Origin of the sequence: Mesorhizobium sp. B2-7-1, from assembly GCF_006440735.1 — a bacterium.
Classification (GTDB): Bacteria; Pseudomonadota; Alphaproteobacteria; order Rhizobiales; family Rhizobiaceae; genus Mesorhizobium.
Genome location: NZ_VFUA01000007.1, coordinates 69549 through 83436, shown reverse-complemented (window position 1 = coordinate 83436; position 13888 = coordinate 69549). Strand labels below are relative to the sequence as shown.

16 protein-coding genes are annotated in these 13888 nt (G+C 63.9%); 10 read left to right on the top strand and 6 right to left on the bottom strand.

Features of this window, described 5'->3' with window-relative positions:
- Positions 1–3 precede the first annotated feature (3 nt).
- From murJ to FJ471_RS04945, 4 genes are all read left to right on the top strand, one after another.
- On the top strand, positions 4–1608 hold the full coding sequence (gene murJ / locus FJ471_RS04960) for a murein biosynthesis integral membrane protein MurJ (protein WP_140802049.1): 1605 nt from the start codon (positions 4–6) through the stop codon (positions 1606–1608).
- 174 nt (positions 1609–1782) lie between these two features.
- A complete protein-coding gene (gene trpS / locus FJ471_RS04955; RefSeq protein WP_140802048.1) occupies positions 1783–2850 on the top strand; it encodes a tryptophan--tRNA ligase in 1068 nt (355 codons plus the stop codon).
- Between the two features lie 111 nt (positions 2851–2961).
- Entirely contained in the window at positions 2962–3453 is a 492-nt protein-coding gene (locus FJ471_RS04950; protein ID WP_140802047.1) for a universal stress protein, read from the top strand.
- Between the two features lie 275 nt (positions 3454–3728).
- Positions 3729–4298 (top strand): NifU family protein, encoded by a 570-nt coding sequence (locus FJ471_RS04945; RefSeq protein ID WP_140802046.1) that lies wholly within the window; start codon positions 3729–3731, stop codon positions 4296–4298.
- Positions 4299–4565: 267 nt separating this feature from the next.
- Here FJ471_RS04945 and FJ471_RS04940 read toward each other — a convergent pair whose 3' ends face one another.
- Positions 4566–5183, bottom strand: a complete 618-nt coding sequence (locus FJ471_RS04940) for a L,D-transpeptidase (protein ID WP_140802045.1) — start codon at positions 5181–5183, stop codon at positions 4566–4568.
- A 227-nt stretch (positions 5184–5410) separates the two neighbouring features.
- Here FJ471_RS04940 and cueR point away from each other — a divergent pair, with 227 nt between their 5' ends.
- On the top strand, positions 5411–5815 hold the full coding sequence (gene cueR / locus FJ471_RS04935; protein WP_140802044.1) for a Cu(I)-responsive transcriptional regulator: 405 nt from the start codon (positions 5411–5413) through the stop codon (positions 5813–5815).
- A 12-nt stretch (positions 5816–5827) separates the two neighbouring features.
- On the opposite strand, the gene FJ471_RS04930 is transcribed toward cueR, so the two are convergent.
- Positions 5828–6793: a helix-turn-helix domain-containing protein gene (locus tag FJ471_RS04930; RefSeq protein ID WP_140802043.1), complete on the bottom strand. Its 966-nt coding sequence runs from the start codon at positions 6791–6793 to the stop codon at positions 5828–5830.
- A gap of 270 nt (positions 6794–7063) precedes the next feature.
- On the opposite strand from FJ471_RS04930, the gene FJ471_RS04925 reads away from it, so the two are divergent.
- Positions 7064–7813 carry an outer membrane beta-barrel protein gene (locus tag FJ471_RS04925; RefSeq protein ID WP_140802042.1) on the top strand — a complete coding sequence of 250 codons (750 nt, stop codon included), beginning with the start codon at positions 7064–7066 and terminating at the stop codon, positions 7811–7813.
- Positions 7814–7820: 7 nt separating this feature from the next.
- Here FJ471_RS04925 and FJ471_RS04920 read toward each other — a convergent pair whose 3' ends face one another.
- A complete protein-coding gene (locus FJ471_RS04920; RefSeq protein WP_073987685.1) occupies positions 7821–8291 on the bottom strand; it encodes a nucleoside deaminase in 471 nt (156 codons plus the stop codon).
- A 141-nt stretch (positions 8292–8432) separates the two neighbouring features.
- Between FJ471_RS04920 and FJ471_RS04915 the strand changes: the two genes are divergently transcribed.
- Positions 8433–8666, top strand: a complete 234-nt coding sequence (locus tag FJ471_RS04915) for a hypothetical protein (protein WP_140802041.1) — start codon at positions 8433–8435, stop codon at positions 8664–8666.
- Positions 8667–9170: 504 nt separating this feature from the next.
- Here FJ471_RS04915 and FJ471_RS04910 read toward each other — a convergent pair.
- A complete protein-coding gene (locus FJ471_RS04910) occupies positions 9171–9587 on the bottom strand; it encodes a hypothetical protein (protein WP_140802040.1) in 417 nt (138 codons plus the stop codon).
- A gap of 42 nt (positions 9588–9629) precedes the next feature.
- Positions 9630–9857: a hypothetical protein gene (locus tag FJ471_RS04905; protein WP_140802039.1), complete on the bottom strand. Its 228-nt coding sequence runs from the start codon at positions 9855–9857 to the stop codon at positions 9630–9632.
- A 339-nt stretch (positions 9858–10196) separates the two neighbouring features.
- Here FJ471_RS04905 and FJ471_RS04900 point away from each other — a divergent pair, with 339 nt between their 5' ends.
- From FJ471_RS04900 to FJ471_RS04890, 3 genes are all read left to right on the top strand, one after another.
- Positions 10197–10697, top strand: coding sequence for an MmcB family DNA repair protein (locus FJ471_RS04900; protein ID WP_181177496.1), 501 nt, complete (start codon positions 10197–10199; stop codon positions 10695–10697).
- Between the two features lie 124 nt (positions 10698–10821).
- Positions 10822–11568 carry an SDR family oxidoreductase gene (locus tag FJ471_RS04895; RefSeq protein ID WP_140802037.1) on the top strand — a complete coding sequence of 249 codons (747 nt, stop codon included), beginning with the start codon at positions 10822–10824 and terminating at the stop codon, positions 11566–11568.
- A gap of 42 nt (positions 11569–11610) precedes the next feature.
- Positions 11611–12651, top strand: coding sequence for an RNA polymerase subunit sigma-70 (locus FJ471_RS04890; RefSeq protein ID WP_140802036.1), 1041 nt, complete (start codon positions 11611–11613; stop codon positions 12649–12651).
- On the opposite strand, the gene nhaA is transcribed toward FJ471_RS04890, so the two are convergent.
- Positions 12648–13838 (bottom strand): Na+/H+ antiporter NhaA, encoded by a 1191-nt coding sequence (gene nhaA, locus FJ471_RS04885; RefSeq protein WP_140802035.1) that lies wholly within the window; start codon positions 13836–13838, stop codon positions 12648–12650. The genes FJ471_RS04890 and nhaA overlap by 4 nt on opposite strands.
- Positions 13839–13888: the final 50 nt, after the last annotated feature.

Genomic DNA, 13888 nt, shown 5'->3' with positions numbered 1-13888 from the left:
AGCATGAGCCTAGTCAAGAAATTCGCCACCGTCGCCTCCGGCACGCTGATGAGCCGCGCGCTGGGCTTCGGCCGTGAGATGCTGATGGCGGCGGCGCTCGGCACCGGGCCGGTCGCCGACGCCTTCAATGCCGCCTTCCAGCTCCCCAACACCTTCCGCCGGCTGTTCGCCGAAGGCGCCTTCAACGCCGCCTTCGTGCCGCTGTTCGCCAAGGAGATCGAACAGCACGGCACGGAGGGAGCCAAGCGCTTCTCGGAGGAGGTTTTCGGGGTTCTGTTCTCGGTGCTGCTGGCGCTCACCGTCCTCATGGAACTGGCGATGCCGCTGATCGTCCGCTACCTGGTGGCTCCGGGCTTTGCCAGCACGCCGGGCAAGTTCGAGACGACCGTCACGCTTGCGACGATCATGTTTCCCTATCTGATCTGCATGTCGCTCGGCGCCATGATGGCGGGCATGCTGAACTCGCTGCGCCGCTATTTCGCCGCGGCGATCGCACCCGCCTTCCTCAACATCATCCTGATCAGCGTGCTCGCCTATGCCTGGTATCATGGGCTGGACGCGCATGATGTCGGCTTCGGGCTGTCCTGGGGCGTGCTGGCGGCGGGCATCGTTCAGTTGGCGATCGTGTGGGTGGCAGTGCGCTATGCCGGCATCTCGATCGGCTTCCGCCGGCCGAAGATGACGCCGAACGTCAAGCGGCTCCTGGTCCTGGCGCTGCCGGCGGCGATCACCGGCGGCATCACCCAGATCAACCAGCTGATCGGCACGGCGATCGCCTCGGGTCAGAACAGCGCCGTGTCGTCGCTCGCCTATGCCGACCGCATCTACCAGCTGCCGCTCGGCGTCGTCGGCGTTGCGGTCGCCATCGTGCTGTTGCCGGAGCTGTCGCGGGCGCTGAAATCGGGCAATCTGATCGAAGCCGCCAACCTGCAGAACCGGTCGGTCGAGTTCACCTTGTTCATAACGCTGCCGGCGGCGGCGGCGCTGTGGGTGATGTCGGAACCGATCGTGCGGCTGGTCTATGAGCGCGGCGCCTTCGCCGCCAACCACTCGACGCCGGTCGTCGCCTCCATCCTGGCGGTCTTCGGCCTCGGCCTGCCTGCCTTCGTGTTGATCAAGGCCTTCACGCCGGGCTATTTCGCGCGCGAGGACACGCGCACGCCGATGATCTTCGCCGCCATCTCCGTCGGCGTGAATGTCGCAACGGCGCTGACCTTATTCCCGTCGATGGGCGCTCCGGGCATCGCGGTGGCTTCGGCCGTCGCGGGCTGGGTCAACGCGCTGATGCTGCTCGCCATGCTGATCAGGCGCGGTCATTGGGGCCGCGACATCCCCCTGCTGAAGCGCATCCCGAGGCTGGTGCTGTCGGCTGTGATCATGGCCGTCGCGCTTTACTTCGCTGAGCGCCATTTTGCCACGCAGATCGGACCGGGTTCACCGCTGGTGGTGAAGGCGACGACCGTGCTTGCGCTCGTTGCCGGGGGAGCGGCGCTCTACTTCATCGCCGCCTTCGGCACCGGCGGCGCCGATTTCGGCATGATCCGCCGGAACGTGAAGCGAGGCGAGGCAAAGGCCGCGTCGGCGTCCAAGCCCAATCTCGACGAATAGTCAGCCTGCCACCTCGCCTGTCGTCGGTACTTGCTCCCGCCCTCGGGTTGGTCCATAAGCCCGCCGTCGAAAGACTTTCGCCGCGCGCGGTCTCCAGCCGCATGATTGGCTCCAAAAAGTCTGCAACTTTTTGGAATCATGTTTATACGGCCCTCCACAAGCCATGAGGAACTCATGTCCGCCTTCAAGCCACTCGTCTTTTCTGGCGTCCAGCCGACCGGCAACCTGCATCTCGGCAATTATCTCGGCGCCATCAAGAAATTCGTCGCCCTCCAGGAACAGTCCGACTGCATCTACTGCGTCGTCGACCTGCATTCGCTGACGGCGCAGCTCGTCCATCAGGATCTCGGCGACCAGACGCGCTCGATCACCGCGGCGTTCCTCGCCTCCGGCATCGACCCCAAGAAGCACATCGTCTTCAACCAGTCGCGGGTCATGCAGCATGCCGAGCTGGCCTGGATCTTCAACTGCGTGGCGCGCATCGGCTGGATGAACAAGATGACGCAATTCAAGGACAAGGCCGGAAAGGACCGCGAGAACGCTTCGCTCGGCCTGCTCGCTTATCCGAGCCTGATGGCCGCCGACATCCTGCTTTACCGCGCCACCCATGTGCCGGTGGGCGAGGACCAGAAGCAGCATCTGGAGCTCACCCGCGACATCGCCCAGAAATTCAACAACGACTTCTCCGAGAAGATCGCGGCGCTCGGCGTCGGCGTCGAGATGCAAGTCGGCGAAGAGACGGTGAACGGCTATTTCCCGATCACCGAACCGGTCATCGGCGGTCCGGCGGCGCGTATCATGAGCCTGCGCGACGGCTCGAAGAAGATGTCGAAGTCGGACCCGTCGGACCTGTCGCGCATCAACCTGACGGACGATGCCGATACGATCTCGAAGAAGATCCGCAAGGCCAAGACCGACCCGGAAGCCTTGCCGAGCGAGATAGACGGCTTGGAAAGCCGGCCTGAGGCCGAAAACCTCGTCGGCATCTATGCCGGCCTCGCCGAGATCTCGAAGGAAGACGTGCTGAAGGAATATGGCGGCCAGCAGTTCTCCGTGTTCAAGCCGGCTTTGGCCGACCTTGCCGTGGAGAAGCTGGCGCCGATCGCTTCCGAGATGCGCCGCATCGAGGGTGATCGCGCCTATGTCGACGCCGTGCTCAAGGATGGCGGCAACAGGGCGCGGGGGCTCGCCGAGGGCACGATGAAGACGGTGCGCGACATCATCGGCCTGCTGCAGGACTGATCGACCAGTCTCCTGGAATTGCTCCAGGGACCACCGTCACGCCGGACGGCGGCTTGCCGCCGGTTCGCGGCAGTGGCAGATTGCGGCCGAAACCATACCGAGCAGATAGACATGGTCTCCAAACGCCTCAGCCGAGAAGCCGGGCATCGCAGAAAATTCCTGGCGATCATCGACGATACGCCGGAATGCGAGCGCGCCGTCGCTTACGCCTCGAAACGGGCGCAGCATACCAGCGGCGTGCTGGTGCTGCTCTACGTCATCGAGCCGGACGATTTCCAGCACTGGCTGGGCGTGGAAAAGATCATGCGCGAGGAAGCCACGGCGACAGCCCGCGCAGCGCTCGACGGCTACGCCAACAAGGTGCGTCAGCATGTCGGGATCGAGCCGGAGCTGGTGGTGCGCGAAGGCAAGCCCACGGAAGAAATCCACAAGCTGATCGAGGACGACCAGGACATAGCCATCCTGGTGCTGGCGGCTGGCGCCGGCAAGGAAGGCCCCGGGCCGCTGGTCGGCGCGGTGGCCGGCAAGGGCGCCGCTTTCCCCATCCCGGTGACGGTGGTGCCGCAGAATCTGTCGGATGAGGAGATCGACAGCTTAGCCTGAGATGTGCTGATATTCAGGTGAGGCCGGCCTGCGAACGGCGGTTTCCTGCGCTTCCGGTGCTCACGTACTTCAAGTACGCTCCGCTCCGGTTCTCGAAACCACCGTTCTCGACTCGGCCTGACCTGAATCTCAACACATCTCAAGTGGATGAGGGGTCGAAAAAACATTCCGCCAGCCAGCCGTTCCTAGCGACGCGTTTCGCTTGAATGTCCAGCCGATAGAGCCTATTTAGAATTATTCCAAACTATCGGCCCGCGAAGGGCCTGGAGATACCCATGTTCATCCAGACCGAATCGACGCCGAACCCGGCGACGCTGAAATTCCTGCCGGGCAAGGAAGTGCTGCGCGAAGGCACGGCCGATTTCCGCAACGCCGAAGCCGCGGCGGAGGCTTCGCCGCTGGCCGGCCGTCTGTTCGAGATCCCGGGCGTCACCGGCGTTTTCTTCGGCTATGATTTCATCACCGTGACCAAGGACGGCCCGGACTGGCAGCACCTGAAGCCGGCGATCCTCGGCGCCATCATGGAGCACTTCATGTCCGGCGCGCCGGTCATGGCCTCGACCGCTCCGACGAGCGACGTCGGCGAGACCGGCGAGTTCTACGACAAGGCAGACGAAGAGCTGGTGCTGACCATCAAGGAACTGCTCGACACGCGTGTGCGCCCGGCGGTCGCCCAGGATGGCGGCGACATCACCTTCCGCGGCTTCGAGAACGGCACCGTGTTCCTGCATATGAAGGGCGCCTGCGCCGGTTGCCCGTCCTCGACGGCGACGCTGAAACATGGCATCCAGAACCTGCTTCGCCACTTCGTTCCGGAGGTCCAGCAGGTCGAGCAGGTCGCCTGACGCCATTGTAGTTCTACCCCGCTGACCATCTGGCTCGGTTTTCTGCGCTTCCGGTGCTTACGTACTTAAAGTACGCTCCGCTCCGGTTCTCGAAAACCAAGCCATATGGATTCAGCAGGGCGAACTCTTAAAAGGGCGTCGCGCCGCGATATTCCAGCAAACCACAAAAACAAAAAACCGGGCCCCCAGCCCGGTTTTCTGTTCTTGGACGTCTTGTTGTTGCCTAGACGGTCCGCTTGCGAAAGCTTTTGGCCTCGGCCTTCGTGATCACATCACGATGACTTTGGCGCCGACCGACGTGCGGTCGTAGAGATCGATAATGTCCTGGTTCATCAGCCGGATGCAGCCCGACGACATCGCCTTGCCGATCGAGAACCATTCCGGGCTGCCATGCAGGCGGTAGCCCATGTCGCCGCCCTTGTTGAAGAGATACATGGCGCGCGCGCCGAGCGGGTTCTTCAGGCCCGGCTCCATGCCGCCGGCGAACTTGGCGAGCTCGGGCTGGCGCTTGATCATCTGCGAAGGCGGCGTCCAGGTCGGCCATTCGCGCTTCAGCGCGATATGGGCCGTGCCGTGCCACTCGAAACCCTCGCGGCCGACGCCGATGCCATAGCGCATCGCCATGCCGTCGCCCTCGATGAAATAGAGGAACTTGTTCTGGGTATCGACGATGATGGTGCCCGGCTTCTCCGAAGAATCATACCGCACTTCCTGGCGGTGGTACCTGGCGGGGACCTTCTCGATCGGGATGCGCGGCAGCTGATAACCGGCATCGGTCATCGCGCCATAGTTGTTGGTGAACATTTGCCCACCGATGGTGCTGCACCCGCTGATCGCGGTCGACAGCGCAAGAGCGGCGAGGATTGCAAATGACTTCAAGCGCATGAATAGGTCCGACGCCCCGTCTCTATGGCAGCGGCACGAGTCGGCCGCCTTCTTGCCATCATTCATGCTGGCATTTCTTTTGCTTGCCAAGCGCGCACTGCCTATATGCAAGACCTTACGTGCTGGTAAGTGCCGAACTGCGGCATTTCCGCAACAGGCCTCACGGGATTGTGAAGCAAAATCAATGAGGCGACTCAGAGAGCCGCCTGGAATTCGAGGAGAGCGCCATGAATGTCGGAGATGCCGCCGAGCGTTCCGGCCTGCCGGCCAAGACCATCCGCTACTATGAGGAGATCGGCCTGATCCGTCCGGCGCGGGCCGGGAACGGCTATCGCGATTACTCCGGCGAGGACATCCACCGGCTCGCCTTCCTGCGCCGCGCGCGCAACCTCGGCTTCTCAATCGACGATTGCAGGCAGCTGATGGCGCTCTATCAGGACCGCGACCGCGCCAGCCACGACGTGCGCGAGATCGCCGCCGCCCATGTCAGGGCGATCGAGGAGAAGGTGCGCGAATTACAGTCGATGCGCTCGACGCTGCAGACACTGATCCACGCCTGCCACGGCGACCACCGGCCGGACTGCCCGATCCTGGACGATATGGCTGGCGCGGTGGACCAGCTCTCCGCCTGACAGGCCCCCGCCCTACCCGCCGCGATATTGCGTGGGCGAAGCGCCGAACCGAACCCGGAACCGCCGGTTGAAATAGGACACGTCGTTGAACCCCGCGGCGAGCGCGATGTCGCTCACCCTCGTGGCGTCGTTGCGGATATCCGACAGCATGGCGGATGCCTTCTGCAGGCGCAGCTCCAGCACGCGTTCGGCAAAGGTGCGGCCGCTCTCCAGCAGAAGCGTGTTGAGATAGCGACGCGACAGACCGATCGCGCGGGCGACCATCTCCGTCGACAGCGCCGGATCGGCAAAACGCGCCTCGATCACCGCCACGGCTTCGCGAAGCCGTGCCGCGCGCAGCCCGCGGCCGGTCGCGATCTCCGCGGCATCGCCCTTGGCTCCCAGCGCCAGCACCATCAGATCGGCCAGCGCCGTCCCGGCCTGCCGCGAAAGCGCCGGCTCTCCGTCCAGCTCCTCGGATTGCAGCAGGAAGTCGATCGTGCGTTCCAGATGCCGGACGGCGGGGTTTGCCGGGTCGAGCCGCGTCACCGGGCGGTCGTCGGCATGCGGCACCATGCTGAGCAGCGAGGCGCGAGGGATCGAGGCCAGCACCCAGGCGGTCACGCCGTCGGTGAAACTGCGGCAGGGCTGGGCGACGTTGTAGGCGATGCCGTTGCCGCGCAGCAGCGACAGATCGCAATCGGCGACCGACCAGACCTGCGGCTTAGGGCTGCGGTAAAACCCCACGAAGATATCGTCGCGATCGTTGGCTACATGCCGGCGCGTGCGCACATAGTACTCGGTCGTGGTCTCGAACAGGCCGACGCGGAGGTCGCCGAGGAAGCGCATCTTCGTCGCCGTTGCGAAGCGCTTGTCCTCGGCATGCCTGATCTCGGCCGCGCCGAGCTGCTCCATCCACATGTCGCGCCAGAGGCGAAAGCGATCCTTGTCGCTCAGATGCGCTGGCAGGCTGTCCGACGAAAAATCGATCTTCTGCATTGGCGGAAATCTGTTTGCCCCGTGCTCAGCCTAGCACGGCCGTCGCGGCGCGGATCGGCCAAAAAGAAGCGATCGGGCTCGCCAGTCCAATTCTAGAGCCATCCAGTCCAAGCCGCGATCATTTGGATCGGTATTCGTTGCAGCCGCGCCACATTCCCGATCGATTTCAAACCACGCCCGCCCATCCAATGCCGGAGCCCGCCGGTCCAAGACGGCAGCCGCGAAATCAGCCATGGCTGCACGTGCCAGGATCAACTTCGAGGAATTTGCATGAGAGTTTTGCGCGCGGCCGGTATCGTCATCGTGAGCATGTTGCCGCCGGCGGCATCAGCGGCCGACATGAATGCCGCGGGGCAAGCGCCGGCCCGGGACTGGAGCGGGTTCTATCTTTCGGCCGGCGGCGGGTTCGGATGGTGGAGCGCCGACCAGTACACCGATTTCGGAGGCTTTCCCGCGCCCGGACCATCCGAGCAGACCACAGGGAGCGGCGGCTTTGCCACTGTGGGCGGCGGCTATGACTGGCAATTTGCCCCTTCCTGGCTGGCCGGCGCCTACGCCGACGCTCAGTTCGGCGACATCCGGGGCACGATCCGGGCGCCCTTCGAGCAATATTCCGGCACCACGAGCAACAGGCTGAACCTTGCCGCGGGACTTCGCCTCGGCGTGCTGGCAACGCCGGACGTGCTGATCTATGCCAATGGCGGCTACAGCCACGCCGAGTTCACGGGATCCGGCCTCGACCCGACACCGCTCGTGCCCTTGAGCGTTGCCGGACAACATTATGACGGCTGGTTCGTCGGCGGCGGCGTCGAAAACACGCTCGACTTCACGGGCATCGCTTCACCGGGCTGGTTCATGAAGACCGAATACCGCTTCGCCGACTACGGCCGCAAAAGCGCCGGCATGTATGTCGATGCCACCGGAGCCCCGGACAGCGCCATCGCCTTCAAGCCGAAAGTGCAGACGCTCTCGTTCTCGCTCGTCTATCGGTTCAACGAGGCGGGAAACACCCGCTTCTGAGACCGCGTCAGCGCTTCCAGAAATCGCGGTGCGGGGCGAGCAGCTCGTCCGCGATTTCGGGGAAAGGACCAAACACCTCGATCTTTTTCTGGCCGGAGGCGAAGACGGTGCGCGAGGCGAGGTTCATCGTCGGATTCTCCTCGTGATCGCCGGTGAGCGCCAGGAGGCTGGTTTCCTCGACCCCATAGACCAGGCGCCCGATATTCGCCCAGTACATCGTGCCGGCGCACATCGCGCACGGTTCGAAGGTCGAGACCAACGTGCATTGCCACAGGAACTCAGGCTCATAGGCCGCCGCGGCGCGGCGGGCGAGCTCCGTCTCGGCATGGCGCACCGTGTCGAGATTGCCCTGCCGCATCAAAACGCGATCGTCCGGCCCGATCAGCACGCAGCCGAACGGATGATGCCCGTGCGCCGCCGCCTCGCGCGCGACGGCGTCGGCGGACCGGAGGTGGGCAAGCATCTGATCGCGGGTCATGGGGAAATCCTCTCAGGGCGAGATTGCTGCCAAGGGATATGGTTAGCAAGACCTAATCTTGCGTGAACCAGGGCCAAGCATCCCGCTTGGCTTTACGCTCCACGCATTTCCGGTTTGGTGCTATCTTGACGATCGTGCACAATGAGATTGCCGGCCATGAGTCTCCAGGAAGACATCGGACGGGTCGAGCAGCACATCCGCGAGATCGAACAGCGGATCGAGCGCCAGCGCGCGGTCATCACCCAGGCGGAAGAAAACGGCCTGCCGACAGACGGCCCGAGCAACTTCCTGTGGTTCCTGAAAGAGACATTGAGCCTGAGCCGCGACCACCTTGCCAGGCTTCTGGCGGATGAATTTCGAGCGAGGGACTCGTAGTAGGGGGCATCGCCGCGGACATATGCTTCACCGCTGCCTTTTGTGCCACCGACCGTTGAAGGAACCGGCCGATAATCGCGACCCGCGGCGATTATCTATTTGACAGACATCTCTTGATCGCTTGTCCGGCCCACGCACGCAACACCGGGCCACCATCTAAAAAGGCTGGACTTTTTCTCCCGGCAGCGACGTTTGTTATGCGTCATGGCCAGATATTTCTTTGAGCTCTCCCATAGCGGGGATGTCTACCACGACGCCCGAGGGAAAGAACTGAGGGCGCTGAAGGAGGCCAAGGAACAAGCCTTCGAAATCGCTCGCCGAATGCTGCTAAGCGCAAAGACCAGCGATATCGTTTGCACAGTCCGCGACATCACTGGCAGACAGCTTTTGCAAATCAGGGTGCAATGCACGGTCCCCGCTGAGATCGAGTCGACGAACCAGCCCCAAAGCAGCGGATGAAAACGGCTTACTCGCTGGCGCGACGGAAGCGCAAAGCTGACTAGGTCAGCTCTCGGCCGCCAGAAGGCCGCGTCGGATCAGGCGTTCGCGCATCTGCGCAGTTTCAGCTTCTCCAAGTCGGCCAATATGTACCTGTGCATCGCGTAGATAGTCGGACGGGACAAAGAACTCTTCGCACCAGATAAGATTTTTCCTGTTTGCTGGATCGAGAGAGAAGCGAGTCGGCTTATGCAGCCCGCAGCGCTTAACGGCGTCCCAGTTTTTTATGACTAGGTCGATTTTTTCCTGCTCTTCCGTGAATTCGCCCGTGCCGTAGGAAACTTCAACTGAGCCGTAGAGTGTCCCTGTTTCGGGGTTCTCGTAGACAGCATTGGCGCGAACCAACGTAGGGCGCGCAACGGGGCCGGGCTTGCCGCGAGTATAGGGGAACTTGCACCAGACGATGTCGCCCGGTTCCGGCAATGTCTCTATCTCAAGGAATGTCCACCCCATAGGGTGGACGTATCACAGTCCGCGCTTTTCAGAAACTAGTCTACTTTTGTGGATGAACGCATCCATTTCGGCGTCAGTCTCTTTCAACTGGTCTTCTGAAAGACCGCTGTAGTCAGCGCAGTATTCCCCGACCATGTGCTGGGCCGGTTTCTCTTCGCGCACGGTAGTGGCCGCGCGCATTGATTCGCGCTTTGTGTACCAGCCTAGTGACTCGGCGAATCGCTCCATCATGACGGCCATCTAGTTCTCCCCACAGGACATTTACGTTTAAACTCTGGCGGTTAACGTGCCGTTATCCAGGGTCTACCGTAACCCCATGACTGTCCCTTGGTTCCATTATTGGCATGAAAGGGAAGCTTTCACCAGCCGTAGATATGACAGCATTGTTGACATAGCAAGCCAACTCATTGGGATCAAAGGCGACATTTCTAAGGATTTTTTGATCTCGCCTTGTGAAGGCGCGAGCGATATAGCCGCTGTATAGGATTATTATCCTATGAAAGGCTTGGTTTGTCAACCAGATAATCGCCCGACCTGCAGGGGTTCAAACCGTGAACAAAATCTGGCATGGTGCCTCCCATGCCCATCGTTTCCCCGATTCCCCTCAACCCTTTGATCGACGGCCGCCAGTCGGAGCGCGCCATGCTGGTGCGGCGCGGCGTGCAGCGGCTGCTCACCGAGATGGGCGCGCATGTGCTGCCGGAGCTTTCGCTCGCCACCGGGCGGCGGGCCGATCTCGTGGCTCTGACCAGGCAGGGCGACATCTGGATCATCGAGATCAAATCCTCGATCGAGGATTTCCGGGTCGACCGCAAATGGCCTGACTACCGGCTGCATTCCGACCGCTTCTTCTTCGCCACCCATCCCGGCGTCCCGCAGGACATTTTCCCCGAGGAATGCGGCTTCATCCTTTCCGACGGCTATGGCGCCGAGATCCTGCGCGAGGCGCCGGAGCACCGCATGGCGGCCGCGACGCGCAAGGCGCTGATGCTGCGGATTGCCCGAGCGGGCGCCGCGCGGCTCTTGGCAGCCGAGCTTGCCGGCGTCGCGGTGCCGGCGCTGGACGGCGAGAGCGAGTAGGTCAGGTTCCCCCCGCGCGAGGTCGGCGAGAATTTTCGCCTCGCACCGATGATTTCCGCCGATCCCGTTTGTCTTCACCTACATGCGCGTCCGGATGGCCGGCGGCCTGGAAAAGAGGTGAAGCATGAAATCCCTGCAAAACCAGAATGTCGTCGTCGTCGGAGGCAGCCGCGGTGTCGGCCGTTCGATCGTGGAAGCAGCGCTTGACGCGGGAGCGACCGTGCTTGCCGTCGCCCGAGGCGCGGCCGACCTGAAGCAACTCGCCTGGGAACGGCCAGCCCTGAAGACCTTGGCCGCCGACGCGACGGCGGAAGACGCGCCGCAAGTGGTTTTCGACGCGCTGGCGCCCGACGTGCTGGTGGTCTGCGCGGGCGCGCTCGCCCCGGCCGCGCCGATCCAGGAGCAGAGCTGGGAGGTCTTCTCGGCCAACTGGGAGATGGACGTCAAGGCGTCGTTCCTGTTCTGCCGGGAAGCTCTCAAGGGCCGGCTCAAGCCCGGAGCCCGTGTGCTGCTGATCGCCAGCGGCGCCGCCATCAGCGGCGGCCCGCCGAATTCGGGCGGCTATGCCGGCGCAAAGCGCATGCAGATATTCCTGGCCGGCCATTGCCAGAAGGAATCGGACCGGCTCGGCCTCGGCCTGCGCTTCATGGCGCTTTCACCGGCCCGCATTATGCCGGGCACCGGAGTCGGCGATCGCGGCATCGACGGCATTGCGGCCTATATGGGCATCCGCCCGGCCGACTTCCTGGCCAGCATGAGCGACATGCAGACGCCGGCCGATGTCGGACAGGCGGTGATCCAGCTCGTGACGGGCAAGCCGCAAGGCAGTTCCTTCACGGTGAGCGGCAGCGGCCTTGCGGCGACGGCATGAGGCGCGCAGGATGGCGGCCGAATTCAGCTCTCCGGGCTCCGCATGACTGACGCTTCCGGCCCTACCCGGCCTTTGGGCCGGCCAGGCCAGCCGGCCCTCGACCGGCTGGCCTTCGAGCGCCTGAGCGTCGCCCACCGCCGCGCGCTCAAGCTGCATTGCTACCGGATGATGGGCTCGCTCAACGAGGCGGACGATCTCGTCCAGGAGACGTTCCTCAAGGCCTGGCGCGCACGGTCGCAATTCGACGGACGCGGCTCGGCGCGCGGCTGGCTCTACTCGATCGCCACCAACAGCTGCCTCAATGCGATCAAGGCACGGGCATCCACGCGGCGCATTCTCGAGCAGCCCGGACGGCCGCCTTCCGAAGGAAGAGCGACCGGCGGCCCGGCCATCGAACTCACCTGGCTGGAGCCATATCCGGACGCGGAACTGCCCGACATTGCCGACGACAGGCCCGGTCCGGAAGCGCGCTACGAAGCCCGCGAGGCCGTGCGGCTCGCCTTCGTCGCGGCGATCCAGCTGCTGCCGCCGAGGCAGCGAGCAACCTTGCTGCTATGCGACGTGCTCGGGTGGTCCGCAATCGAGACCGCGCAACTGCTGGGCGGATCGACCGCCTCGATCAACAGCGCCTTGCAGCGGGCCCGCGCGACGCTGGGTGGCCGCCAGGTGCGCCCGCCGCAACGGTCGCGGCCCAGCGCGGACGAAGGCGTGCTTCTCGAACGCTATATGCGGGCCTGGCAGGCCAACAATCTGAACGGGCTCGTCGAGCTGCTCAAGGAAGACGCCGTCTACCACATGCCGCCTTGGCGGGAATGGTACTTCGGACGTCCTGCCATCGGCGCTTTCCTGGGAAGCGTCTGGGGTAATTTTGCCGGCTATCGCGCGGTGGCCGTCGGCGCCAACACCCAGCCGGCCGTCGGCGTCTACGCGCTTGGCCGCCAGGATTCCAAGTGGCGGCCGCATTCGCTGCATGTCATCGAGCCGACCGGCGACAGGATCGCCGTGCTGACGATCTATGTCCCGCCGCTCGGTCCCAGCTTGTTTGCGGCCTTCGGCCTGCCGCCGGAACCCAGCCTGCCTTAGCCCAGATCCTCGTCCACCCCGCCGGCCGCCGGCGCCATGAGCAGCACGGCGGCGCCGACCAGCGCGGCAATCAGCGAACCGGCAAGAATGCCGACTTTCACCGCGTCCTGCAGCGCCGGGTCGCTGGCGAAGGCGAGCAGGCCGATGAACAGGCTCATGGTGAAGCCGATGCCGCAAAGCAGCGAGATGCCCAGCATATGCAGCCAGCCGGCATTGACCGGCAGGTCGGCGAGGCCGAAGCGGATGGCGAGCGCCGAAGAGCCGAAGACGCCGACCAGCTTGCCCAGCACAAGGCCGGCGGCGACGCCCAGCGTCAGCGGTTCGACAAGTGCCGCAAAGCTCACGCCGCCGAGCGAGACGCCGGCATTGGCGAAGCCGAAGATCGGGATGACGATGAAGGGCACGAGCTTATGCAGGCCGTGCTCCAGCCGGTGCAGCGGCGAATGTTCTGTATCATGGCTGATGCCGGGAGAACGCTCCAGCGGGATGGTGAGCGCCAGCGCCACACCGGCAAGCGTGGCGTGCACGCCCGACTTCAGCACCAGAACCCACAGCAGCGCGCCGAGCAGCAGGTATGGCCAGAGCTTCATGGCCCGCATGCGGTTGAGCACGACCAGCAGAGCGATGACGACGAAGGCGGCGGCCAGATAAGCGAGCGACAGGCCGCTTGTGTAGAACAGCGCGATGATGATGACGGCGCCGAGATCGTCGATGATCGCGAGAGCGGTGAGGAAGACTTTCAGCGAGGCCGGCACGCGGCTGCCGAGCAGCGAGAGCACGCCGAGCGCAAAGGCGATGTCGGTGGCGGTGGGGATCGCCCAGCCGGAGAGCGCGGCCGCATTGTTGCGGTTGATCAAGACATAGACCAGCGCCGGCACCACCATGCCGCCGGCGGCGGCGATGCCCGGCAGCACGCGGCGAGGCCAGGTCGAGAGCTGGCCGTCCAGCATCTCGCGCTTGATCTCCAGCCCGACCAGCAGGAAGAACACCGCCATCAGCCCGTCATTGATCCAGTGCGAGACGCTGAGCGGCCCGAGATAGGCGTGCAGGACGGCGAAATAGGTTGCAGCCAGAGGCGTATTGGCGACGATCAGCGCGAGCGCGGCGGCCACCATCAGGATGATGCCGCCGGCGGCCTCGCCATCGAGGAATTCGCGCAGGATCGATTTCGGCCGTTCGTCTCGCATGGTCCCTCCCTAGCCCAGCCTCACCTAGCCTTATCGGCCGGGAGTCTGTA

What these genes read in the sequence shown, in the direction of transcription:
- murJ (WP_140802049.1), top strand. Translation starts at nt 4, where the DNA reads ATGAGCCTAGTCAAGAAATTCGCCACCGTCGCCTCCGGCACGCTGATG.
- trpS (WP_140802048.1), top strand. Translation starts at nt 1,783, where the DNA reads ATGTCCGCCTTCAAGCCACTCGTCTTTTCTGGCGTCCAGCCGACCGGC.
- FJ471_RS04950 (WP_140802047.1), top strand. Translation starts at nt 2,962, where the DNA reads ATGGTCTCCAAACGCCTCAGCCGAGAAGCCGGGCATCGCAGAAAATTC.
- FJ471_RS04945 (WP_140802046.1), top strand. Translation starts at nt 3,729, where the DNA reads ATGTTCATCCAGACCGAATCGACGCCGAACCCGGCGACGCTGAAATTC.
- FJ471_RS04940 (WP_140802045.1), bottom strand. Translation starts at nt 5,183, where the DNA reads ATGCGCTTGAAGTCATTTGCAATCCTCGCCGCTCTTGCGCTGTCGACC.
- cueR (WP_140802044.1), top strand. Translation starts at nt 5,411, where the DNA reads ATGAATGTCGGAGATGCCGCCGAGCGTTCCGGCCTGCCGGCCAAGACC.
- FJ471_RS04930 (WP_140802043.1), bottom strand. Translation starts at nt 6,793, where the DNA reads ATGCAGAAGATCGATTTTTCGTCGGACAGCCTGCCAGCGCATCTGAGC.
- FJ471_RS04925 (WP_140802042.1), top strand. Translation starts at nt 7,064, where the DNA reads ATGAGAGTTTTGCGCGCGGCCGGTATCGTCATCGTGAGCATGTTGCCG.
- FJ471_RS04920 (WP_073987685.1), bottom strand. Translation starts at nt 8,291, where the DNA reads ATGACCCGCGATCAGATGCTTGCCCACCTCCGGTCCGCCGACGCCGTC.
- FJ471_RS04915 (WP_140802041.1), top strand. Translation starts at nt 8,433, where the DNA reads ATGAGATTGCCGGCCATGAGTCTCCAGGAAGACATCGGACGGGTCGAG.
- FJ471_RS04905 (WP_140802039.1), bottom strand. Translation starts at nt 9,857, where the DNA reads ATGGCCGTCATGATGGAGCGATTCGCCGAGTCACTAGGCTGGTACACA.
- FJ471_RS04900 (WP_181177496.1), top strand. Translation starts at nt 10,197, where the DNA reads ATGCCCATCGTTTCCCCGATTCCCCTCAACCCTTTGATCGACGGCCGC.
- FJ471_RS04895 (WP_140802037.1), top strand. Translation starts at nt 10,822, where the DNA reads ATGAAATCCCTGCAAAACCAGAATGTCGTCGTCGTCGGAGGCAGCCGC.
- FJ471_RS04890 (WP_140802036.1), top strand. Translation starts at nt 11,611, where the DNA reads ATGACTGACGCTTCCGGCCCTACCCGGCCTTTGGGCCGGCCAGGCCAG.
- nhaA (WP_140802035.1), bottom strand. Translation starts at nt 13,838, where the DNA reads ATGCGAGACGAACGGCCGAAATCGATCCTGCGCGAATTCCTCGATGGC.